This is a genomic window from Streptomyces sp. NPDC101166 (assembly GCF_044768125.1).
Classification (GTDB): Bacteria; Actinomycetota; Actinomycetes; order Streptomycetales; family Streptomycetaceae; genus Streptomyces.
In genome coordinates, this window is record NZ_JBIWPF010000005.1 from 1 (window position 1) to 20760 (window position 20760).

Annotated in this window: 17 protein-coding genes and 1 pseudogene; 14 read left to right on the forward strand and 4 right to left on the reverse strand. The window is 73.3% G+C overall.

What is annotated here, in order from left to right; all coding sequences use genetic code 11:
- A pseudogene (locus ACIRS4_RS10900) lies at positions 1–907 on the forward strand (hypothetical protein); the annotation flags it as partial.
- A 21-nt stretch (positions 908–928) separates the two neighbouring features.
- Positions 929–1660: a hypothetical protein gene (locus ACIRS4_RS10905; protein ID WP_404194006.1), complete on the forward strand. Its 732-nt coding sequence runs from the start codon at positions 929–931 to the stop codon at positions 1658–1660.
- Between the two features lie 113 nt (positions 1661–1773).
- On the opposite strand, the gene ACIRS4_RS10910 is transcribed toward ACIRS4_RS10905, so the two are convergent.
- Complete coding sequence (locus tag ACIRS4_RS10910) at positions 1774–3057, reverse strand: DUF1015 family protein (protein ID WP_404193132.1); 1284 nt, start codon at positions 3055–3057, stop codon at positions 1774–1776.
- A gap of 73 nt (positions 3058–3130) precedes the next feature.
- Between ACIRS4_RS10910 and ACIRS4_RS10915 the strand changes: the two genes are divergently transcribed.
- The 4 genes from ACIRS4_RS10915 to ACIRS4_RS10930 all read left to right on the forward strand — a co-directional run bounded on the left by ACIRS4_RS10915 (position 3131) and on the right by ACIRS4_RS10930 (position 7319).
- The gene (locus ACIRS4_RS10915; protein ID WP_404193134.1) at positions 3131–4192 is read left to right on the forward strand and encodes an HAD hydrolase-like protein; all 1062 of its coding nucleotides are present in this window, start codon (positions 3131–3133) and stop codon (positions 4190–4192) included.
- A 90-nt stretch (positions 4193–4282) separates the two neighbouring features.
- Complete coding sequence (locus ACIRS4_RS10920; protein WP_404193137.1) at positions 4283–5326, forward strand: FecCD family ABC transporter permease; 1044 nt, start codon at positions 4283–4285, stop codon at positions 5324–5326.
- A gap of 98 nt (positions 5327–5424) precedes the next feature.
- The gene (locus ACIRS4_RS10925) at positions 5425–6444 is read left to right on the forward strand and encodes a FecCD family ABC transporter permease (protein ID WP_404194009.1); all 1020 of its coding nucleotides are present in this window, start codon (positions 5425–5427) and stop codon (positions 6442–6444) included.
- A complete protein-coding gene (locus ACIRS4_RS10930; protein ID WP_404193140.1) occupies positions 6441–7319 on the forward strand; it encodes an ABC transporter ATP-binding protein in 879 nt (292 codons plus the stop codon). The genes ACIRS4_RS10925 and ACIRS4_RS10930 overlap by 4 nt, the downstream gene beginning before the upstream one ends.
- A 38-nt stretch (positions 7320–7357) precedes the next feature.
- Here ACIRS4_RS10930 and ACIRS4_RS10935 read toward each other — a convergent pair whose 3' ends face one another.
- Positions 7358–7705 carry an SCP2 sterol-binding domain-containing protein gene (locus ACIRS4_RS10935; RefSeq protein ID WP_404193143.1) on the reverse strand — a complete coding sequence of 116 codons (348 nt, stop codon included), beginning with the start codon at positions 7703–7705 and terminating at the stop codon, positions 7358–7360.
- A gap of 42 nt (positions 7706–7747) precedes the next feature.
- Here ACIRS4_RS10935 and ACIRS4_RS10940 point away from each other — a divergent pair, with 42 nt between their 5' ends.
- The 5 genes from ACIRS4_RS10940 to ACIRS4_RS10960 all read left to right on the forward strand — a co-directional run bounded on the left by ACIRS4_RS10940 (position 7748) and on the right by ACIRS4_RS10960 (position 13096).
- Complete coding sequence (locus tag ACIRS4_RS10940) at positions 7748–8002, forward strand: hypothetical protein (RefSeq protein WP_404193146.1); 255 nt, start codon at positions 7748–7750, stop codon at positions 8000–8002.
- A gap of 35 nt (positions 8003–8037) precedes the next feature.
- A complete protein-coding gene (locus ACIRS4_RS10945; protein ID WP_404193149.1) occupies positions 8038–8853 on the forward strand; it encodes a TlyA family RNA methyltransferase in 816 nt (271 codons plus the stop codon).
- Complete coding sequence (locus ACIRS4_RS10950; RefSeq protein WP_130443973.1) at positions 8850–9755, forward strand: NAD kinase; 906 nt, start codon at positions 8850–8852, stop codon at positions 9753–9755. Before ACIRS4_RS10945 ends, ACIRS4_RS10950 begins: the two co-directional genes overlap by 4 nt.
- 100 nt (positions 9756–9855) lie before the next feature.
- Entirely contained in the window at positions 9856–11583 is a 1728-nt protein-coding gene (recN, locus tag ACIRS4_RS10955) for a DNA repair protein RecN (RefSeq protein ID WP_404193152.1), read from the forward strand.
- A gap of 391 nt (positions 11584–11974) precedes the next feature.
- Positions 11975–13096, forward strand: a complete 1122-nt coding sequence (locus ACIRS4_RS10960; protein WP_404193155.1) for a glycosyltransferase family 4 protein — start codon at positions 11975–11977, stop codon at positions 13094–13096.
- Positions 13097–13149: 53 nt separating this feature from the next.
- Here ACIRS4_RS10960 and ACIRS4_RS10965 read toward each other — a convergent pair whose 3' ends face one another.
- Complete coding sequence (locus tag ACIRS4_RS10965) at positions 13150–14799, reverse strand: PucR family transcriptional regulator (protein ID WP_404193157.1); 1650 nt, start codon at positions 14797–14799, stop codon at positions 13150–13152.
- A gap of 85 nt (positions 14800–14884) precedes the next feature.
- Between ACIRS4_RS10965 and ACIRS4_RS10970 the strand changes: the two genes are divergently transcribed.
- A complete protein-coding gene (locus ACIRS4_RS10970; protein ID WP_404193159.1) occupies positions 14885–15841 on the forward strand; it encodes an LLM class F420-dependent oxidoreductase in 957 nt (318 codons plus the stop codon).
- Positions 15842–15905: 64 nt separating this feature from the next.
- Here the strand turns inward: ACIRS4_RS10970 and ACIRS4_RS10975 are convergent, their stop codons facing one another.
- Entirely contained in the window at positions 15906–17708 is a 1803-nt protein-coding gene (locus tag ACIRS4_RS10975) for a glycoside hydrolase family 15 protein (protein WP_404194011.1), read from the reverse strand.
- 544 nt (positions 17709–18252) lie between these two features.
- Between ACIRS4_RS10975 and ACIRS4_RS10980 the strand changes: the two genes are divergently transcribed.
- Together ACIRS4_RS10980 and ACIRS4_RS10985 are read left to right on the forward strand one after the other, a co-directional pair.
- Complete coding sequence (locus tag ACIRS4_RS10980; protein ID WP_404193162.1) at positions 18253–19938, forward strand: CTP synthase; 1686 nt, start codon at positions 18253–18255, stop codon at positions 19936–19938.
- Positions 19939–20033: 95 nt separating this feature from the next.
- A complete protein-coding gene (locus tag ACIRS4_RS10985; RefSeq protein ID WP_404193165.1) occupies positions 20034–20660 on the forward strand; it encodes an NUDIX domain-containing protein in 627 nt (208 codons plus the stop codon).
- Positions 20661–20760 lie beyond the last annotated feature (100 nt).

Sequence of the window (20760 nt, forward strand, 5' to 3'; positions counted from 1 at the left end):
CCGCCGTGACGACCGAGGAGACCGTCCCGGCTTCCGCCGTGACGACCGAGGAGACCGTCCCGGCTTCCGCCGTGACGACCGAGGAGACCGTCCCGGCTTCCGCCGTGACGACCGAGGAGACCGTCCCGGCTTCCGCCGTGACGACCGAGGAGACCGTCCCGCGTTCCGCCGCGACGAGCGGCGTGACGACCGCGGCGGTGACCGTGGTGGCTTCCGTCGTGACGACCGTCGAGGCGACGACCGCGGCGGCCGGCCCGGAGGCTTCCGTCGGGACGACCGGCGCGATGACAACCGCGGTGGCGGGTACGGCGACCGCGGTGACCGTGGTGGCTTCCGTCGCGACGACCGTCGGGATGACCGGCGTGAGGGTGACCGGGGTTCGCGTCCGGCGTTCCAGCGTGACGACCGTCGTGACGACCGGCGTGAGGGCGACCGGGGTTCGCGTCCGGCGTTCCAGCGTGACGACCGTGACCGCGGCCCGCGCCGTGACGACCGCGGCGACCGTCCCGGCTTCCGCCGTGACGACCGCGGCGGCGACCGTCCCGCGTTCCGCCGCGACGAGCGGCGTGACGACCGTGGCGGTGACCGGGGTGGTTTCCGTCGTGACGACCGCCGTGACGACCGTCGAGGCGACGACCGCGGCGGCCGACCCGGAGGCTTCCGTCGGGACGACCGACGCGATGACAGTCGTGGGGACCGTCCCGGCTTCCGCCGCGACGACCGCGGCGGCGACCGTCCCGCGTTCCGCCGCGACGAGCGGCGTGACGACCGTGGCGGTGACCGTGGGGGCTTCCGTCGTGACGACCGCGGCGGGCGGCCGGGCGGCTTCCGTGGGCGTGACGACCGGCGGGACGACCGGCGGGACGACCGCCGTGGCGGTGGCCGATTCCGTGACGAGCGGGACCGCGACCGCGAGCCGATCAAGCGGCTGCCCATCCCGGAGGACGTCACCGGCGACGAGATCGACAAGGACGTGCGGCAGGAGCTCCAGAGCCTGCCCAAGACGCTCGCGGAGGACGTCGCCAAGAACCTGGTGATGGTCGCGCGGCTCATCGACGAGGACCCCGAGGGCGCTTACGGGTACAGCAAGGTGGCGCTGCGGCTCGCGTCGCGCGTCGCGGCGGTGCGCGAGGCGGCAGGGTTCGCGGCGTACGCCAGCCAGAAGTACAGCGAGGCGCTCGCCGAGTTCCGGGCGGCCCGGCGGATGACGGGCAGCGTGGAGCTGTGGCCGGTCATGGCCGACTGCGAGCGCGGGCTCGGGCGGCCGGAGAAGGCGCTGGACATGGCCGGGGCCCCCGAGGTCCACAAGCTCGACAAGGCGGCGCAGGTCGAGATGCGGCTCGTCGCGGCCGGTGCGCGGCGCGACATGGAGCAGCTGGACGCGGCGATCGTGACGCTGCAGAGCCCGGAGCTGGCCTCTCACTCCGTGCAGCCGTGGACCGCGCGACTGCGGTACGCGTACGCCGACGCGCTGCTCGCCGCCGGGCGTGAGGGCGAGGCGCGGGAGTGGTTCGCCAAGGCCGTCGAGGCCGACCGGGACGGCAGCACGGACGCGTCCGACCGGCTCGCCGAGCTGGACGGTGTCGACTTCGTCGACGCGCTCGACGAGGACGCGGTCAAGGACGAGCCGGCCGAGGGCGACGACGACGCTCAGAGCTGAGACGCCGTATCGCGTATGTGAGGTGAAGGGGCGGGATGCCGGTCATGGCGACCGGCGTCCCGCCCTTTTTCCGTGCCCGGTGTCGGGACTCCCCGGGGTCGGAATCCCCGGGGTCAGAGGTCCAGTGCGCGCAGGACCAGGCCGGAGGCCGGCTTCGGGCCGAACGACGTCGACTTGCGGGGCATGGTGACGCCCTGGCGGGCGAGGTCGCGGACGACCTCCTCGCGGACCGGGTGCAGCAGGACGGCCGTACCGCCGTCGCGTTCCGCCTTCTCCACGGTGGCGGCCGTGTCGTGGATGTAGGCGATGCGGGTGGGGTCGTCCTCGGGGACGTGCCAGACGTGGTCGAGGAGGGTGGCGTGCAGGACCGTCGCGTCCAGGGAACGCCAGGCCTGCGGGCGGTCGGCGGGGACGGTGCGGGAAAGGAGGTGCGGGTCCGGGCGGTCGACGAGGTGGAAGGCCCCGTCGCCGGCCAGGAGGAAGGCGTTGCCCCCGGCGGCCGCGTCCGCCAGGGCGCTGAGCGCCTCCGGCAGCGCGACCTCCAGGCGGCGGACACGGAACAGGCCGTCGACGGCGGCCAGGGCGTCGGAGACGGGCAGACCGTGCAGCAGCCGGTGGATGGCGCGGACGCGCAGCGGGTAGCGGAGCGTGTCGACCAGGAGGACCAGGCCGTGGTCCCAGGGGCTGGGTGAGGGGTGCTCCGCGCGTAGACGACGGTAGGTCGCCCAGCGGTGGTGGCCGTCGGCGATCAGGGCCTGATGGGGGGCGAGGTCGGCCTGGACGCGGGCCAGTTCGTCCGGGTCGGTGATGGACCACAGGCGGTGGCTGTAGCCGTCCTCGGTGGTCGTGCGCAGGAGCGGGAGGCGCTCGGCGGTGCGGTCCACGACGTCCGCCGTCGCGCCGTCGCCGCGGTAGGTGAGCAGGAGCGGTTCGAGGTTCGCGTAGGTGGCGCGCATGAGGGCGGCGCGGTCGGCGACGACGTGGGGCATGACGTCCTCGTGGGGGAGGACGACGCCGGCGGACGGTTCGGAGACGCGCAGGGCTCCGATGAGGCCGCGCTGGAGCATGCCGTCGGCGTGCCGCTGTTCGTAGACGTACAGGGCGGGTTCGGGGTCGGGGGCGAGGACGCCGTCGGCGAGCCAGCCGCGGAGGGTCCTGGCGGCCTGTTCGTTGCGGACGGCCGGCGTGGTGGCCTGAGGGAGGATCAGCCGGACGATGTTGTGCGGATCCGCGTCCTGGAGCTGGTGCAGGCCGTCGGGGCGGACGACGACGTCGTACGGCGGGGACGTGACGGCGGCGAGGCTGCCGACCCGGTCGGGGTCGTAGCGCAGGCCTCGGAACGGGGTGAGTTCCAGGCCTCGGGGCGCCGTTGCTTCCGAGTGACCTGCAGTGTTCATCCCGGCATCGTACGTGTGTCGGTGGCGTGCGCGATGATCGAGGGAACAGCGAGCGAACGAGGAGCGATGCGGAATGAGCCCGAGCGTCAGGACGAGGCCCGAGGCCAGTGGGCGGGCCCTGAGCGAGGCGTACGACACGGCGCTGCTCGATCTGGACGGGGTGGTGTACGCGGGCGGGAGTGCGATCGCGCACGCCGTCGAGTCGTTGGAGCGGGCTCGTGAGGGCGGGATGCGGCTCGCGTACGTCACCAACAACGCGCTGCGGACGCCCGAGGCGGTGGCGGGGCATCTGACGGAGCTGGGGATCGCGACGGAGGCCGGTGAGGTCATCACCTCGGCGCAGGCGGTGGCCCGGCTGATCAGCGAGCAGGTGCCGGCGGGCGCACGGGTGCTGGTGATCGGCGGGGAGGGGCTGCGGGTCGCGCTGCGGGAGCGCGGGCTGGTACCGGTGGAGTCCGCCGACGACGACCCGGCGGCCGTGGTGCAGGGGTTCGGCGGCCCGGATCTGCCGTGGGGGCGGTTCGCCGAGGCGTCCTACGCCGTCGCGCGCGGCGTGCCGTGGTTCGCGTCCAACACCGACCTGACGATTCCCAGTGGGAGGGGGATCGCTCCGGGCAACGGGGCGGCGGTGGAGGTCGTGCGGATCGCGACCGGGGCCGAGCCGCAGGTCGCGGGGAAGCCGTTGCCTCCGATGCACCGGGAGACGATTCTGCGGACGGGCGCGGAGCGGCCGTTGGTGGTCGGCGACCGGCTGGACACCGACATCGAGGGCGCGTTCAACGGTGAGGTCGACTCGCTGCTGGTCCTCACGGGGGTGACCGACGGGGCGCAGCTTCTGGCCGCGCCGCCGCGGCACCGGCCGACGTATGTGGACGCCGATCTGCGGGGGATGCTCACCGGTCAGCCGGAGGTCACGGCGGACGGGGACGGCTTCCGGTGCGGCGGCTGGACGGCGACTGCGGACGGGGCGGGGGCCCCGGGTGAGGAAGGTCGAGAGCGGGGGAGGCTGCGGCTGGACGGGGACGGCGAAGTCCTGGACGGACTGCGGGCGTTGTGCGCGGCTGCGTGGACGTCGGCAGGCGAGGGTTCGTGCGGGCTCGACGCGGGGAAGGCGCTGGCACGGCTGGGTCTGTGAGCGGTCCGCACGCCGCGGCGACCAGGCGGTCCGCGTCCGGCCCCTGACCGGGGAACGGGGCAGGTTGGCAGGGTAGGCTAACCTAACTGCGTGTTGGTCGACAGTGTTCCCGAACAGCGCGCGGAGACCGCCCCCGCGCCCCCAACCCGCCGGGCGATACGTGCCGTCGGACTGTTTCTGTCCGTCGCGGTCCTGCTGCTGGTGGCGGTGGCGAGCATCGCCGTCGGAGCCAAGGAGCTGTCGCTGGGGCAGGTCTGGCACGGCGTGTTCGAGGGCACGGGGACGTACGCGGACGTCGTCGTGGACGAGCGGCTGTCGCGGACCGCGCTGGGGCTGCTGGCCGGGGCGGCCCTCGGGCTGTCCGGTACCGTGCTCCAGGCGCTCACCCGCAATCCGCTGGCCGACCCCGGTCTGCTCGGCATCAACGCGGGCGCTTCGGCCGCAGTCGTCACCGCCCTCACCTACTTCGGCGTCACCAGCCTGAGCGGCTATGTGTGGTTCGCGTTCCTCGGCGCGGCGGCGGTCGGGGCGCTGGTGTGGTTCCTCGGCGGCAGCCGGAGCGCCACGCCGGTGCGGCTGGCGCTCGCCGGCACCGCGATCAGCGCCGCGCTCTTCGGCTACGTCCAGGCCGTGATGATCATGGATGAGGCGGCGCTCGCCAAGATGCGCTTCTGGACGGTCGGTTCGCTGTCCTCCGCGACCGACGACACGATCCGGCAGGTGCTGCCGTTCCTCGCGGTCGGCACACTGCTCTCGCTCGCCCTGGCTCGTCCGCTGAACGCGGTGGCCATGGGCGACGACACCGCCAGGGCGCTCGGCGCGCACCTCGGCCGCACCCGGGCGCTGTCGATGCTCGCCGCCACCATGCTGTGCGGCGCGGCGACCGCCGCCTGCGGGCCGATCGTGTTCGTCGGGCTGATGGTCCCGCACGTCGTCCGCTCCTTCACCGGCCCCGATCTGCGCTGGATCATGCCGTACGCGGCGATCCTGTCGCCGGTGCTGCTGCTCGGCTCCGATGTGATCGGGCGGGTCGTCGCCCGTCCGTCGGAGGTCCAGGTCGGCATCATCACCGCGATCATCGGCGGCCCGGTCTTCATCTTTCTCGTACGACGGCGGAGGACGGCCCAGCTGTGAAGAGCGCATACCGCACCGCACCTCGAGGGACGGTCCGGCCCGGGAAGGAGGGGCCGTCGGCGGGGCAGGGCGCCCGGACGCCCGGCGCTGTCCGGGCGCTGCGCGGCCCCGGAGGGATCTCCCTGCGCGTGGACGTCCGTGCCCTGGTCGTCGTCGTGGTGCTGCTGGTCGCCGCGCTGACCGCGAGCGTGGTGCTGATCGGCACCGGCGACTTCCCCATCTCCACCGGGGACGTGCTGAAGACGCTGGCAGGGAACGGCACCGAGGGGCAGGAGTTCATCGTCACCGAGCTGCGGCTGCCGCGCGTCCTGGTCGGGCTGCTGGTCGGGGCGTCCCTGGGGCTCGGCGGCGCGGTGTTCCAGGCGGTGTCCCGCAATCCGCTCGGCAGCCCGGACGTGCTCGGACTCGGGCAGGGGGCGACGGCCGGCGCGCTCGTGGTGATCGTGCTGCTGTCGGGCTCCGCCACCCAGGTCGCCGCGGGTGCGCTGACCGGCGGTCTCGTGACCGGCGCGGCCATCTATCTGCTCGCCTGGAAGCGGGGTGTGCACGGTTACCGGCTGGTGCTGGTCGGCATCGGCGTGTCCGCGGTCGCCAGCGCCGTCAACGGCTACCTGCTCACCAAGGCCGACCTCGTGGACGCGGCCCGCGCGGTGGTGTGGATGACCGGCTCGCTCGACGGCCGTGACTGGAAGCAGGTCTGGCCGCTGCTCGTGCTGTTCTGCGTGCTCGTCCCGCTCGTCCTCGCAGGCGCGCGGGGCCTGCGGATGATGGAGATGGGCGACGACGTCTCCAACGCCCTCGGGGTCCGGGTGGAGCGCGTACGGCTGCTGCTGATGGTGGCAGCCGTCCTGCTCACCGCGTCCGCCACCGCCGCCGCCGGCCCCGTGGCCTTCGTGGCGCTCACCGCGCCGCAGCTCGCCCGCCGTCTGACCCGCTCGCCGGGACCGAACCTGGTGCCCTCCCTGTGCATGGGGGCCGCCCTGCTGGTCACCGCCGACTGGGCCGCCCAGCGGCTGTTCGGCGACGGGCAGCTGCCCGTGGGCGTGGTCACCGGCGTCCTCGGCGGCGTCTACCTGCTGTGGCTGCTGGTGGCCGAGCGCCGGTCGGGCCGGATATGAGCCCCCGCACTCCCGCCGGCAGCGGGACGAACAACGCTAGGAGCACCGTGAACCGCCTGTCCGCCGAGAACGTCACCCTCGCCTACGACCAGCGGGTCATCGCCGAAGAGCTGTCGGTGGAGATCCCCGACCACTCCTTCACCGTGATCGTCGGCCCCAACGCCTGCGGCAAGTCGACGCTTCTGCGGGCGCTGTCGCGGATGCTGAAGCCGAACGAGGGCCGGGTGCTGCTCGACGGGCAGGTCATCCAGTCGATGCCGGCGAAGAAGGTCGCGCGGACGCTGGGTCTGCTGCCGCAGTCCTCGATCGCTCCGGACGGCATCACCGTCGCCGACCTGGTGAGCCGGGGCCGCTACCCCCACCAGGGCGTCCTGCGCCAGTGGTCGGTGCAGGACGAGCGGGTCGTGCGGGAGTCCATGGCGCGAACGGGCGTCGGCGAACTCGCCGACCGGTACGTCGACGAGCTGTCGGGCGGCCAGCGTCAGCGCGTGTGGATCGCCATGGCCCTCGCCCAGCAGACCCCGCTGCTGCTGCTCGACGAGCCGACCACCTTCCTCGACATCCAGCACCAGATCGACGTCCTCGACCTGTGCGCCGAGCTGCACGAGGAGCAGGGCCGCACCCTGGTCGCCGTCCTGCACGACCTCAACCACGCCGCGCGGTACGCCACGCACCTGATCGCGCTCAAGGGCGGCACGGTCGTCGCCCAGGGCGCGCCGGGCGACGTCGTCACGGCGGAGCTGGTGGAGGAGGTCTTCGGGCTGCGCTGCCAGGTCATCGACGACCCGGAGACGGGTACGCCGCTGGTGGTGCCGGCGGCGCGGAAGGCACGGGCGGCCGGTGTGACGAAGGTCGCGGCCGCCGAGGCCTCCTGAGCCGGCGGCTCGCGGGGGGAGTCACCCCCGCCGGGCCGTCACAGGAGCTTCCTGAGGTGGAACAGGTCGCGCAGGCCCGCCTCCAGCCGCACCCGGCCCGCGCCCCACGCCTTCGCGAAGTTCAGCTCGCCGTCGACCAGCGCCACCAGGTCGTCGCCGGTCATGGCCAGCCGGATCTGAGCCTTCTGCGGGGGAGGCCCCTGAAGGGTGTCGTCGACGTGTATGCGGCCGTCGGTCATGCGCCCGGTGAAGGTGACGTCCAGGTCGGTGACATGGCAGCTGACCGAGCGGTCCATGGCCGCGGCCTGGCGGACGTCGCCGTCGGCTTCCCGCATCTTGTCCGACAGCTTCTCCAGTGCCGTACGGCACTCCTCGATCGTGGCCATAGGGCCCGACGGTACCTCAGCGGTTCGCGGTAGCGTCGAGGCATGAACGACTCAGCGCCGCACGACGAGGTCCCGCGAGGCGCCCCGGAGGACGACCCGCGCGGCGGCGAGGCCGACCCCGGCGCGCCCGCCCCGCTGCTCGTCCCCCGCACGCCCACCGGCCACGACGCGGTGGACGCCTGTGTGGACCGGCTCGCCGACGCCGACCACCTCGCCACCGACGGCCACATCGAGGTGTACGAGGATGTGCACCGGGGACTGCGCGACGCGCTCACCGCGCTCGACGCCCCGCTTTGATCCACCGTACGGACAACACAGGAGCTGAACCGAACGTGGCAGGAGTCGCACGCCGTCGTCTGGACTCGGAGTTGGTGCGCCGGGGGCTCGCGCGGTCGCGGGAGCACGCCGGCCAGCTGATCGCCGCGGGGCGGGTCACGGTCGGCAAGACCGTCGCGACCAAGCCGGCCACACAGGTCGAGACGGCGGCCGCGATCGTCGTGTCGACCGACGCCGACGATCCCGACTACGTGTCACGCGGCGGGCACAAGCTGGCCGGAGCGCTCCAGGCGTTCATGCCCCGAGGGCTCGTCGTCGAGGGGCGGCGGGCGCTGGACGCCGGGGCGTCCACCGGCGGTTTCACCGATGTGCTGCTGCGGTCGGGCGCCGCGCACGTCGTCGCCGTCGACGTCGGATACGGACAACTCGCCTGGTCTCTGCAGAGCGATGAACGCGTCACCGTCAAGGACCGTACGAACGTACGCGAGTTGACGCTCGAAGCGATCGATGGGGAGCCTGTGGATCTTGTCGTGGGGGACTTGTCCTTCATTCCGCTCGGGCTGGTGCTGCCGGCCCTGGCGCGGTGCACCAAGCCGGACGCCGACCTGGTGATGATGGTCAAGCCGCAGTTCGAGGTGGGTAAGGAACGGCTGGGCAGCGGGGGTGTCGTGCGCAGCCCGCAGCTGCGGGCGGAGGCCGTGCGGGGTGTGGCCGCGAAGGCGTGGGACCTCGGGCTCGGGGCGGAGGGGGTCACCGCCAGTCCGCTGCCCGGGCCGTCGGGCAACGTCGAGTATTTTCTGTGGCTCCGGGCCGGGGCGCCTGCCCTGGACCCGGCCGATGTCGAGCGTGCAGTGGCGGAGGGGCCGCGTTGACACAGAACCGAGCGCGTACTGTTTTCCTGCTCGCCCACACGGGCCGGCCCGCGGCCATCCGCAGCGCGGAACTGGTGGTCAAGGGGCTGCTGCGGTCCGGCATCGTGGTCCGCGTCCTCGAGTACGAGGCCGCCGACCTGCCCCTGCCGAGCGAGGTGGAGCTGGTCTCCGAGGCCACCCCGCAGTGCCTGGAGGGCTGCGAGCTGCTCATCGTGCTCGGCGGCGACGGCACGCTGCTGCGCGGCGCGGAGTTCGCGCGGGCGTCCGGGGTGCCGATGCTCGGCGTGAACCTGGGCAGCGTCGGCTTCCTGGCCGAGGCCGAGCGCGACGACCTCGACAAGGTCGTCGACCGGGTGGTGTCGAAGGCGTACGAGGTCGAGGAGCGGATGACCGTCGACGTCGTCGTGCACCGCAACGGCGACATCGTGCACACCGACTGGGCGCTGAACGAGGCGGCGGTGCAGAAGGCCGGCGCGGAGAAGCTGCTCGAGGTCGTGCTGGAGATCGACGGGCGGCCGGTCACCGGGTTCGGGTGCGACGGGATCGTCCTGTCGACGCCGACCGGCTCCACGGCGTACGCCTTCTCGGCGGGCGGCCCGGTGGTGTGGCCCGAGGTCGAGGCGCTGCTGATGGTGCCGATCAGCGCTCACGCGCTGTTCGCCAAGCCGCTGGTGACCTCGCCGAACTCGGTGCTCGCGGTCGAGCTGCTGCCGCACATCCCGCCGGGCGTGCTGTGGTGCGACGGGCGACGCACCTTCGAGCTGCCGCCCGGGGCCCGGGTGGAGGTACGGCGCGGGTCCGTGCCGGTGCGGCTGGCCCGTCTGCACCACGCGTCGTTCACCGACCGCCTGGTGGCGAAGTTCGCGCTGCCCGTGGCCGGGTGGCGGGGGGCGCGGCACTGAGCGGATCACGGGTGGTGCGTCGAACTCCACTCACCCGGGTGACAGGGTGCCTCGCACTCTTCGGCTCCGACCTCGTAAGGTCTTCTCCGTGTTGGAGGAGATGCGGATACGGTCACTCGGGGTCATCGACGACGCGGTCGTCGAGCTGTCGCCCGGCTTCACCGCCGTCACCGGTGAGACGGGCGCGGGCAAGACCATGGTGGTCACCAGCCTCGGCCTGCTCCTGGGCGGGCGCGCCGACGCCGCGCTCGTGCGGATCGGCGCCGACAAGGCGGTCGTGGAGGGGCGGATCGCCGTGCCCGCGGGCGCCTCGGTGGTCGTACGGGCCGAGGAGGCCGGGGCCGAGCTCGACGACGGCGCGCTGCTGATCAGCCGTACCGTCTCGGCCGAGGGGCGCTCGCGGGCGCACGTCGGCGGGCGGAGCGTGCCGGTGGGCGTGCTCGCCGACCTCGCGGACGAGCTGGTGGCCGTGCACGGGCAGACCGACCAGCAGGGGCTGCTGAAGCTGTCCCGGCAGCGGCAGGCCCTCGACCGGTACGCCGGGGACGCGGTGGCCGTGCCGCTCGCCAAGTACACCGAGGCCTACAAGCGGCTGCGGGCCGTGGCCGTCGAGCTGGACGAGATCACCACGCGCGCGCGTGAGCGGGCCCAGGAGGCCGACATGCTGCGCTTCGGGCTGGAGGAGATCGGCGGCGTGGAGCCGCGCGCCGGGGAGGACGCGGAGCTGGCGGAGGAGGCGGAGCGGCTCGGGCACGCGGAGGCGCTGTCCTCCGCGGCGACGGCCGCGCACGCCGCGCTGGCGGGCAATCCCGAGGACCCGGAGGGCATCGACGCCGCCACGCTCGTCGCGGGGGCGGCGCGGGCCCTGGAGGCGGTGCGGTCGCACGATCCGGCGCTGGCCGCGCTCGCCGACCGGATCGGCGAGCTGGGGATCCTGATCGGCGACGTGGCCGGTGAGCTGGCGGGGTACGCCGACGATCTCGACGCCGATCCGCTGCGGCTGGCGGCGGTCGAGGAGCGGCGGGCCGCTCTCACGACGCTGACGCGTAAGTACGGCCATCACGGTGAGGGCGTCGACGCGGTGCTGACCTGGGCCGAGCAGGGTGTCGTACGGCTCACCGAGCTGGACGGCGACGACGAGCGGATCGACGAGCTGACCGCGGAGCGGGATGCCCTGCGGGTGGAACTGGGCGGGCTGGCGCAGGCGTTGACCGACGCGCGGACGGAGGCGGCGGACCGGTTCGCCGCCGCTGTGACCGCCGAGCTGGCCTCGCTGGCGATGCCGCACGCGCGGGTGTCGTTCGAGATCAGGCAGTCGGAGGACGCGGAGGGTGTGGAGGTCGGCGGGCGTGCCGTCGCCTACGGCCCGTCCGGCGTCGACGAGGTCGAGCTGCTGCTCGCCCCGCATCCGGGCGCGCCGCCGCGGCCGATCGCCAAGGGCGCGTCCGGCGGTGAGCTCTCGCGCGTGATGCTGGCGGTGGAGGTCGTGTTCGCGGGCACGGATCCGGTGCCGACGTATCTGTTCGACGAGGTCGACGCGGGAGTGGGCGGCAAGGCGGCGGTCGAGATCGGGCGGCGGCTGGCGCGGCTCGCGAGGACCGCGCAGGTCGTGGTGGTCACGCATCTGCCGCAGGTCGCGGCGTTCGCCGACCGGCAACTGCTGGTGGAGAAGACGAACGACGGGTCGGTGACCCGCTCCGGAGTGAAGGTCCTGGAGGGCGAGGAGCGTGTCCGGGAGCTGTCGCGGATGCTCGCCGGCCAGGAGGACTCCGAGACGGCCCGGGCGCACGCGGAGGAGCTGCTCGCGACGGCGCGCGCGGACGCGTAGGGGGCGATCGGAGGCGCGTGCCGGGGACGCGTGGACGCGCGAGGGGCGCTGAAGGGGCGCGTTCGGGGGGATCGGGTGCGGACCGGCGTGCGAGCCGACGGACGCGCAGGACACGCTGTCGATGAAGGGCGGAACGGAGGTCCACGGGCCGTCGTCCCGCCCTTCGCCCTTCGGCGGGCGGCATCGAACGGAACCCGCCCTTCCTTCACTCGTGTGGGTGACAGTGGGGGCCGTGTTGCCGGGAACGCGGCAGCTCGGCGGCACGGAACACCCGTACGTGCTGGCATCCTTGGCGCAGGACGTGAAGGAGTTCGAGCGGTCCACCCCTTCGCCCGGCCCTTCTGTACGTTTCTTCGTGACCGTCCGACGCCGACCCAGGAGCCCCGGCCACGTGAGCAGCCACTCACCGCACGGCCAGTCGCCGCTGCGCACCGTGCAGGTGCTGGGCGGCGGCAACGCGGGCAGCAGCGCCCACGTGCGCTCGCTGGCCGCGGGGCTCGTCGCACGGGGCGTGCGGGTGACGGTGTGCGCCCCTGCCGAGGCTGATCACGCCTACGGTTTCACGGACGCCGGCGCCGCACACGTGCACGTGCCGCGCAGCAGCGACCCGGGCGCGGTGGCGGCGCTGAGGGCGGCCTGCGCGGACGCCGACCTCGTCCACGCGCACGGGCTGCACGCCTCCTTCCGGGCCGTCCTCGCGCTCAGCGGGCGGCGCACCCCGCTCGTCGTCACCTGGCACAGCCGGGCGCACGCCGAGGGCGCCCGTGCCCATCTGCTGCGGCTGCTGGAGCGGCGAGTGGCGAAAGCGGCCGCCGTGGTGCTCGGAACGACCTCCGACCTCGTGGACCGGGCCCGCCGCACGGGCGCGCGGGACGCGCGGCTCGCCGCCGTGGCGCTCGCCGCGTCCCGACAGGACCGGACCGACCCGGAGCGGCCGGGTCCCAAGGTGCGGGCCGAACTCGGCGCGACCGGCCGCCCGTTGCTGGTGGCCGTCGGCCCCCTCGACCGTCACCGCGGCCATGACGTCCTGCTGGACGCCGCGCGTGCCTGGCGCCGGCTCGATCCGCTGCCGCTGGTCGTCGTCGCGGGGGAGGGGCCGTTGCGGGCGGAGCTCCAAGGGCGCATCGAAGCCGAGGAGTTGCCCGTCCGGCTCATCGGGCACCGGGACGACGTGGGCGAACTGCTCGCCGCCGCCGACCTCGCGTTGCTGCCCGGCGACGGGGAGTCACGCTCGGCCCTGGCCCAGGAGGCCCTGCACGCGCGCGTGCCGCTCGTCGCCGTCCTCACCGGCGGTGTGCGCGCGCTCGTCGGCGACGCGGCCGAACTCGTCCCGCACGGCGACGCGGACGCCCTCGCCGCCGCCGTCGTACGCCTCCTCGCCGACCCCGACCACTGCGAACGACTGCGGCGCCTGGGCGCACTCCAGGCCGCGACCTGGCCCACGGAGGACGAGACCGTCGCTCAAGTCCTCAGCGTGTACGACGAGTTGACGCAACCGCAGCCGATGATCTGACCGCGCGTCGCCGGGCTCCCCGCCTCGCGCCCGCGGACTGCGCACCAGGACGCTCACGGCACATGGCGGCGGGCCCGCAGGGCCAGGCTCAGAGCCAGAACGGTCTGCGGGTCGTCCAGGTCGCTGCCCAGGAGTTCGCCGATGCGGGCCAGCCGGTTGTACAGCGTCTGGCGGTTCAGATGCAGTTCGCGGGCCGTCTCCGCCTTGCGGCCCGCATGGGCGAGATAGGTCTCCAGGGTGGGAAGCAGGGGCGGCTTGGAGCGGCGGTCGTGGTCGCGGACCGGGCCGATCGCGCGGTCCACGAAGGCCGCCAGGTCGCGATGGTCGCGCAGCCGCCACAGCAGCAGGTCGATGTCCAGACGGCGGGCGTCGTACCAAGGGCGGTCCGGCAGGCCCTGCGCCGCCGTCGCCGTCTCCGCTGAGTGCCGCAGCCCCGCCGAGGCCGCCGCCCAGCCGCCCGCCACCCCGACGACCACCACCGGCGGCTGGGCGCCCGGCCGCAGGATGCCGGCCCGCTCCACCCCGGCCCGCAGCGCCGCCGCCACCCGGTCCGCCACCGTCGGCCGCTCCGACTCCGACCGCAGCCCCAGCAGCAGGGGCACCCTGCCCTCCACAGGGCGCACGCCCAGCAGCACCGGCACGCCCACCGACGCCAGCTCCTCCGCGACCGCCCGCGCCAGCACCGCCCAGCCGCCGCCCGCGGAAAGCGTGTCGCCCAGCCGCATCACCACCGGCAGCAGCGGGCCGGCACCCGGCCGGAAGCCCAGGACGCGCGCCTGCGCCGGCGCGTCCTGGGCCGCGACCCGCCCCTCGGCGAGATCGGTGAGGAAGTCTCCCCGGCCCCGCGCCGCGAGCTCCTCCTCCTGCCGCGCCTGCATCAGCACGACGGCCAGGATCCCCGCCGCCCGCTCCGCGGCGATCCGGTGCACCGGAGCGAGCGGGGCGCGCACGGGCAGCAGCACGAGCCGGGCCCGCGCCGAACCCGCCCCCGGGCCCGGACCGCCCCCGGGGACGTCCACCAGCGCCGAACCGGCGGGCGGCGGCGCGTCCTTGTGCGGGCCGCGCAAGCCCTCCCACACCTGGAGCGGATCGGCGCCCTCCGGCCCGGCTCCGGCGGCGTACAGCAACTGGCCGTCCGTCGTCTCCAGGAAGACGGGATTGCCGCTGAAGTCGGCCAGGATGCCCAGCACCTGTGGGATGCCGCCCCCGCCGAGCAGCGCCTGCGTGCACCGGCGGTGGACCTCCTCCGCCCGCTGGAGCAGGGCGTAGTGGCCGTTGACGATCTCGGTGTGGACCTCCTCCGTGACCGTCACGAAGGCCACCTCGCGGTGCAGCTGGACCAGCGGCAGACCGGTCGTCCGCGCCGTCTCCACCAGGGCCGAGGGCAGGCGGGTGAAGCGCGGGCCCAGCTCGATCACCAGGGCGGCGATGCCCCGCTCCGCCAGGGTGCGCACGAACGCCCGCTGCTCGGCCGGGCGGGTGCCGAGGCCGTAACCCGTGGTCAGCAGCAGCTCACCGCCCTTGAGCAGGGAGGCGATGTGCGGGACCTCGCCCGCGTGCACCCAGCGCACGGTCCGCCCGAGCCGCTCGGCGCCGGCCAGGACCTCCGGCAGCCCGCTGCGCAGACCGGGCAGCTCCAGCGCGCGCCGCACGGTGATGCCGGCGCCCTGGCTGTCGAAACGGTGGTCCGTGGGGCTGTCCATGCAGCGGACGCTACCCCTGGGGACCGGTCGGCTCACTCCACCCGGCCCTGGAGTGATCCCGCGGCGGCGGGGTAGCGGCGCGCTCATGGACTTCAGTGTGGTCGCCGTGGCACGTGAGGACGACACCCCCTTCGACGAGCCGCTGCGGGTCGCGGCGCTCGCCGACCGGCTCGGCTACCGGGAGGTGTGGGCCGGAGAGGGGCCGACCTGGGATTCCTTCGTCCTGGCCACCGCGCTCGGGAGAGTCACCGAGCGGACCGCGCTGACGGCCGGACCGGTGCCGGTGAACGTACGCGACCCCTACACGCTCGCCCGGGGCGCCGCCTCCGTCGCGGCGGTCACGGGGCGGCCGGTCGGGGTGGCTCTCGGCACCTCCAGCAAGCGGGTGGTCGAAGGGGTGCACGGGCGGCCCCGCACCCGGCCCGCCGCCACGCTGACACGGACCGCGAGGGAGCTGCGGGAGTTGATGCACGCGGCGCCGGGTGGGCCGGTCGTGCCCGGCAGCCCGTTCGTGCGCAGGCTGCCGCCGCCGGGCGGCCCGCTCACCGTGGCCGCGTTCGGGGACCGCGCCATCGAGGCGGCCGTCGCCCACGCCGACCGGCTGCTGCTCGACCTCGTCTCCCCGGAGCAGGTGCGCGAGCTGCGCGCCCGCATGGTCGCGGCGGCCGAGCGGGCGGGCCGTACCGCGCCCACGCTCGCCGCCTGGCTCCCGGCCGCCGTGCGTCCCGACCCGGAGTCGCTCAGGCAGGTGCTGGGCAGCATCGCGGGATATCTGACGGTGCCGGGGTACAGCGAGGTGTTCGCGGCGGCCGGCTTCGGCGAGGCCGTCGAGCTGGCCGCGTCCGGCGCGGACCGCGCCACCCTGGTCCGCGCCCTGCCCGCGGCGGCCGCGGCGACGGTCGGCCTGATCGGCGACCCCGAGACCGTACGCGCACGGATCGCCGACTACGCCGAGGCCGGCCTCGACGAGATAGCCCTGGTCCCGGCGACGGCGGGCGACCCGGCAGGCGAACGCACGCTCACGACGCTCGCGGCGGCCTGACGGCGGGCCGCCGGCGCCCCGGGGCCTGTGACTGCCCTGCCGCGCCCGCCGTCAGGGGAGCCGTTCAGCCTCCGTAGGCCCCCGACGCCGTCAGGCGGAGGGCCGTGTCGATCAAGGGGACGTGGCTGAAGGCCTGGGGGAAGTTGCCGACCTGGCGCTGGAGGCGGGGGTCCCATTCCTCGGCGAGGAGGCCGAGGTCGTTGCGCAGGGCGAGCAGCTTCTCGAAGAGCTTGCGGGCCTCGTCCACGCGGCCGATCATCGCGAGGTCGTCCGCCATCCAGAACGAGCAGGCGAGGAACGCGCCCTCGTCGCCCGGGAGGCCGTCGACGCCCGCGTCGCCGCCCGAGGTCGGGTAGCGCAGGATGAAGCCGTCCGGGGTGGACAGCTCCCGCTGGATCGCCTCGATGGTGCCGATGACGCGCTTGTCGTCGGGGGGCAGGAAGCCCATCTGCGGGATCAGCAGCAGCGAGGCGTCCAGCTCCTTCGAGCCGTACGACTGCGTGAAGGTGTTGCGCTCCTTGTCGTACCCCTTCTCGCACACGTCGCGGTGGATGTCGTCGCGCAACTCGCGCCACCGCTCCAGCGGGCCGTCGGCGTCGCCGGACTCGATCAGCTTGATCGTGCGGTCCACCGCGACCCAGGCCATGACCTTGGAGTGCACGAAGTGGCGGCGCGGGCCGCGCACCTCCCAGATGCCCTCGTCCGGCTCGTCCCAGTGCTTCTCCAGGTAGCGGATCAGCTTCAGCTGGAGCAGCGAGGCGTAGTCGTTGCGGGCCAGGCCGGTCATGTGGCCGAGGTGCAGCGCCTCGGTGACCTCGCCGTAGACGTCGAGCTGGAGCTGGTGGGCGGCGCCGTTGCCGACCCGGACCGGCGCGGAGTTCTCGAAGCCCGGCAGCCAGTCCAGCTCCGCCTCGCCGAGCTCGCGCTCGCCGGCGATGCCGTACATGATCTGGAGGTTCTCCGGGTCGCCGGCGACCGCGCGCAGCAGCCACTCGCGCCAGGCGCGGGCCTCCTCGCGGTAGCCGGTGCGCAGCAGCGAGGACAGGGTGATGGCCGCGTCGCGCAGCCAGGTGTAGCGGTAGTCCCAGTTGCGGACGCCGCCGATGTCCTCGGGCAGGGAGGTCGTGGGCGCGGCCACGATGCCGCCGGTGGGGGCGTAGGTCAGGGCCTTGAGCGTGATCAGCGAGCGGATCACGGCCTCGCGGTAGGGGCCGTGGTACGTACAGTGCTCGACCCACTCGCGCCAGAACTCCTCCGTCGCCTCCAGCGACTGCTCCGGCTCGGGCAGCGCCGGCGGCTCCTTGTGGGAGGGCTGCCAGGAGATGCTGAACGCGATCCGCTCACCGGGGGTGACGGTGAAGTCGGCGTACGTGGTCAGCGACTTGCCGTAGGTCTCCGCCTCCGTGTCGAACCACACGGAGTCCGGGCCGGCGACGGCCACCGTACGGCCCTCGTGCTTGTGCACCCAGGGGACGACCCGGCCGTAGGAGAAGCGCATGCGCAGCGTGGAGCGCATGGGGACGCGGCCCGAGACGCCCTCGACGATGCGGATGAGCTGGGGGGCGCCGTCACGCGGGGGCATGAAGTCGGTCACCCGGACCGTGCCGCGCGGCGTGTCCCACTCCGACTCCAGGATGAGCGAGTCGCCCCGGTAGCCGCGCCGGACCGCCCGGGGCGGTTCCGTGTCGGCGGCGTGGGCCGGGCCGAGGCGCCAGAAGCCGTGTTCCTCGGTGCCCAGCAGCCCGGCGAAGATCGCGTGCGAGTCGAAGCGGGGCAGGCAGAGCCAGTCCACCGTGCCGTCACGGCAGACCAGCGCGGCTGTCTGCATGTCTCCGATGAGTGCGTAGTCTTCGATGCGCCCGGCCACGTGCAACTCCAGTCGAACGGCCACGTCACCCCACGAGGGGGCTGTCGCTCAGTGCGGTCAAGGGGGATGTTGTGATTACGTCGTACTGCGTCGTTGAGCCTTGAAGCAAAGCAGTCGCCCAGCCGTGTTGGCAAAAACGCCGATCTCTGCTCAACGAACTGACGAACTCTCGTTGTTCCGAGGGATACGGACGGGGGTGGTGCCGCGTTCGGAAGGACGGGCTCGGCAGTGAGTGTCCGAGCAGGATACGACGCACGTAGATGATCTGTGTGCCGCTCCGGGCAACCCGGGTGAGCCGAACGGGTGAGCAACGGGTGATGAGCGTGTGCGGCCGCGCACGTCTGTGGCGGCCCGTGCGCGGAGGGTGGCCGGAAGCCATCTCCCCGAGGCGCTGATACCCTGGTAGCCCGTGGACCGGTGGGCACGAAACCCCCGAACCGCAGCGACGGCACCCCCGGAGACCTCCGGCGGAATCCGCTGGTGAAAGCCTCCGTGGCGCCGTACCGCACCCCCAGACCGCGACCACGGGAGCCCCCTCTTGGCCATGCCGCCCGCTGCTTTCCGAAACAGCACCACGACGACCAAGCACATCTTCGTCACCGGGGGTGTCGCCTCCTCGCTCGGCAAGGGTCTGACGGCCTCCAGCCTCGGCATGCTGCTCAAGGCCCGTGGCCTGCGCGTCGTGATGCAGAAGCTGGACCCGTACCTCAACGTGGACCCCGGCACGATGAACCCCTTCCAGCACGGTGAGGTGTTCGTCACGAACGACGGCGCCGAGACCGACCTGGACATCGGCCACTACGAGCGTTTCCTCGACCGCGATCTGGACGGCTCCGCCAACGTCACCACCGGGCAGGTGTACAACACCGTGATCGCCAAGGAGCGGCGCGGCGAGTACCTGGGTGACACCGTGCAGGTCATCCCGCACATCACCAACGAGATCAAGCACCGCATCCGCCGGATGGCGACGGACGAGGTCGACGTCGTGATCACCGAGGTCGGCGGCACGGTCGGCGACATCGAGTCGCTGCCGTTCCTGGAGACCGTCCGCCAGGTCCGCCACGAGGTCGGCCGGGACAACGTGTTCGTGGTGCACATCTCGCTCCTGCCCTACATCGGCCCCTCGGGCGAGCTGAAGACCAAGCCCACCCAGCACTCCGTCGCCGCCCTGCGCAACATCGGCATCCAGCCGGACGCGATCGTGCTGCGCTGCGACCGCGAGGTCCCCACCGCGATCAAGCGGAAGATCTCGCTGATGTGCGACGTGGACGAGGCGGCGGTCGTGGCCTGCCCCGACGCCCGCTCGATCTACGACATTCCCAAGACCGTGCACGGCGAGGGTCTGGACGCCTATGTCGTGCGCAAGCTGGACCTGCCGTTCCGCGATGTGGACTGGACGACCTGGGACGACCTGCTCGACCGCGTCCACAACCCCGACCACGAGATCACCCTCGCCCTGGTCGGCAAGTACATCGACCTGCCCGACGCCTACCTCTCGGTCACCGAGGCGCTGCGCGCCGGCGGCTTCGCCAACCGGGCCCGCGTGAAGATCAAGTGGGTCACCTCGGACGACTGCAAGACCCCGGCGGGCGCCGCGCAGCAGCTCGGCGACGTCGACGGCGTCTGCATCCCCGGCGGCTTCGGCGACCGCGGCGTGCTCGGCAAGGTCGGCGCGATCAAGTACGCCCGCGAGAACAAGATCCCGCTGCTCGGCCTCTGCCTCGGCCTGCAGTGCATCGTGATCGAGGCCGCGCGGACCCTGGCCGACATCCCCGACGCCAACTCCACCGAGTTCGACTCCGCCACCGCCCACCCGGTGATCTCCACCATGGCCGAGCAGCTCGACATCGTCGCCGGCGAGGGCGACATGGGCGGCACGATGCGGCTGGGCATGTACCCGGCCAAGCTGGCCGAGGGCTCCATCGTGCGCGAGGTGTACGACGGCAAGGAGTACGTCGAGGAGCGTCACCGTCACCGCTACGAGGTGAACAACTCCTACCGCGCGGAGCTGGAGAAGAAGGCGGGCATCCTGTTCTCCGGCACCTCCCCGGACGGCAAGCTCGTCGAGTACGTCGAGTACCCCCGTGACGTCCACCCCTACCTGGTGGCCACACAGGCGCACCCCGAGCTGCGTTCGCGTCCCACGCGTCCGCACCCGCTGTTCGCCGGCCTCGTGAAGGCGTCCGTCGAGCGCCAGCAGGCCCAGCGCGCGGAGAAGACCGCGAAGTAACACACCGGTTGTACGGTTGCCGGGGTGCCTCCCTTACCAAGGGTGTGCACCCCGGTTTCGTTTCGGCAGGTCGCGCAGGACACGGAAGGACAGGCATGACGATCAAGGACACCGCCGAGGAGTGGGAGATCCGGGCGACCGAGACCCCCTTCGTGGGCAACAAGACCTCCGTGCGCACGGACGACGTGGTCATGCCCGACGGCACGGTGGTCCGCCGCGACTACCAGGTCCACCCCGGCTCGGTGGCCGTGCTCGCCCTCGACGACGAGGACCGGGTGCTGCTGATCAAGCAGTACCGGCACCCCGTCCGGGAGAAGCTGTGGGAGATCCCGGCCGGCCTGCTCGACGTGCCCGGCGAGAACCCGCTGCACGCCGCCCAGCGCGAGCTGTACGAGGAGGCGCATGTCAAGGCCGAGGACTGGCGGGTGCTGACCGACGTCTACACCACGCCCGGCGGCTGCGACGAGGCCGTACGGATCTTCCTCGCCCGCAATCTGGCCGAGGCCGAGGGGCGGCGCTTCGAGGTGGAGCACGAGGAGGCCGACATGGAGCACGCGCGCGTACCGGTCGGCGACCTCGTGCGCGCGGTGCTCGCGGGCGACGTGCACAACAACTGCCTCGTCGTCGGCGTCCTCTCGCTGGTCGCCGCCCGCGCCGCCGACGGCCTGGACGCGCTGCGGCCGGCGGAGGCCCCCTGGCCGGCCCGCCCGTTCGAGGCCTGAACGGCCCAGAGGCCAGTGTGACGATCGGCTGATCCGATCGGGCGACGTCTCCGCCGTGCTCCTCCCGGAAGGTCGCAGAGCGTGAACTAGGCTCTGGAAT

Coding starts and splice junctions, on each gene's coding strand:
- ACIRS4_RS10970 (WP_404193159.1), top strand. CDS start 14,885: ATGGACTTCAGTGTGGTCGCCGTGGCACGTGAGGACGACACCCCCTTC.
- ACIRS4_RS10985 (WP_404193165.1), top strand. CDS start 20,034: ATGACGATCAAGGACACCGCCGAGGAGTGGGAGATCCGGGCGACCGAG.
- recN (WP_404193152.1), top strand. CDS start 9,856: ATGCGGATACGGTCACTCGGGGTCATCGACGACGCGGTCGTCGAGCTG.
- ACIRS4_RS10940 (WP_404193146.1), top strand. CDS start 7,748: ATGAACGACTCAGCGCCGCACGACGAGGTCCCGCGAGGCGCCCCGGAG.
- ACIRS4_RS10915 (WP_404193134.1), top strand. CDS start 3,131: ATGAGCCCGAGCGTCAGGACGAGGCCCGAGGCCAGTGGGCGGGCCCTG.
- ACIRS4_RS10930 (WP_404193140.1), top strand. CDS start 6,441: ATGAGCCCCCGCACTCCCGCCGGCAGCGGGACGAACAACGCTAGGAGC.
- ACIRS4_RS10910 (WP_404193132.1), bottom strand. CDS start 3,057: ATGAACACTGCAGGTCACTCGGAAGCAACGGCGCCCCGAGGCCTGGAA.
- ACIRS4_RS10935 (WP_404193143.1), bottom strand. CDS start 7,705: ATGGCCACGATCGAGGAGTGCCGTACGGCACTGGAGAAGCTGTCGGAC.
- ACIRS4_RS10965 (WP_404193157.1), bottom strand. CDS start 14,799: ATGGACAGCCCCACGGACCACCGTTTCGACAGCCAGGGCGCCGGCATC.
- ACIRS4_RS10980 (WP_404193162.1), top strand. CDS start 18,253: ATGCCGCCCGCTGCTTTCCGAAACAGCACCACGACGACCAAGCACATC.